We start from the raw sequence: 1,344 nt of genomic DNA on the forward strand, positions 1-1,344 counted from the left end.
TTAAGATTCTGGATATGAAAGAAAGTGCAGATGATTATAGATTCTTAGTTGAGTCTACTACTCTACCTCCTTCTCATTGTCTAAAATGTGGTACTGTTGCAAACTTATATAAACATGGTAAGAAACAACAGCTATTTTTCGACCTGCCAATGCACGCAAAACGTGTAGGAATTTATGTCAATCGCCAACGATATAAATGTAGGGAATATAATGAAACATTTTTTGAAAATTTACCAGATATGGATGTCAATCGTTCTGTTACTAATAGACTAATAAATTGGATTCAAGAAGCAAGTCTGGAAAAAACATTTACCAGTGTTGCGGAGGAGATTGGCATTGACGAAAAAACTGTACGAAACATCTTTAATGACTACGTTGCTGAACTTGAAGCTCAAACTGATTTTAGAACACCTAAATGGCTTGGTATTGATGAAGTTCATTTGCTTAAAAATTATCGTTGTGTAATTACTGATGTTGAAAACAAGTCGGTAATTGATATTTTACGAAAACGGAATAAAGATGTGGTTATCAGTTACCTTTCAAGACTCCAAGACATTGATAAAATTGAACTTGTAGCAATGGATATGTGGAATCCTTATAAAAGTGCTGTGAATTTAGTGATACCACATGCTAAAATCGTAATTGATAAATTTCATGTTGTTAAATTAGCCAATGAAGCCTTGGAAAAGATCCGAAAGGCTAATCGTCAAAATGTGTCAGCCAAAGAACGTAGGCAACTCATGAGAGACCGTTATGTACTTCTTACAAGACGTAAAGACCTTAATGACTTTGATAACCAAATAAAATTACAAATATGGACTGATATGTTCCCGTTACTTGGTCAAGCATATGAGCTTAAAGAGCAATTCTTTGACATTTATGAGGCTGAATCAATCAACGAAGCCTATAAACTGTATCAAAACTGGTTTTCAAATGTACCTAAAGAATTGATGGCTTATTTTGAGGGTCTAATAAAAGCAATGAATAATTGGGAAGAAGAGATATTCAACTATTTCAATTCTCCAATTACAAACGCCTATACAGAATCCTTGAATCGTTTAATTAAGACAATGAACCATATTGGTCGTGGTTACTCTTTTGAAACCCTCAGAGCAAAAATCTTATTTACACAAGGCTATCGTAAATTAAAAAAGAAAAAGAAATTCAAAGAAGTTGAAGTTACGTTCGGAAAAATGTTACCTGATCATTTCCCGAATTGGGAACAAACTGGCTATGAATGGGTGTATGAGGAAATCTATGGAGCTGATTTTTCCACACTTACCAAGTCTATGGAAGAGGGTACTTTTTAGCCCTCTTTCCACACTATTTTCCGATTACCCGAAA

At 34.2% G+C, this 1,344-nt stretch carries 1 protein-coding gene; it reads left to right on the plus strand.

The features are described 5' to 3' along the window. Positions 1-14: 14 nt before the first annotated feature. Complete coding sequence (locus ACFQ38_RS11355; protein ID WP_456242986.1) at positions 15-1,310, plus strand: ISL3 family transposase; 1,296 nt, start codon at positions 15-17, stop codon at positions 1,308-1,310. Positions 1,311-1,344 lie beyond the last annotated feature (34 nt).

The organism is Sporosarcina contaminans (assembly GCF_042679045.1).
Taxonomy (GTDB): Bacteria; Bacillota; Bacilli; order Bacillales_A; family Planococcaceae; genus Sporosarcina; species Sporosarcina contaminans.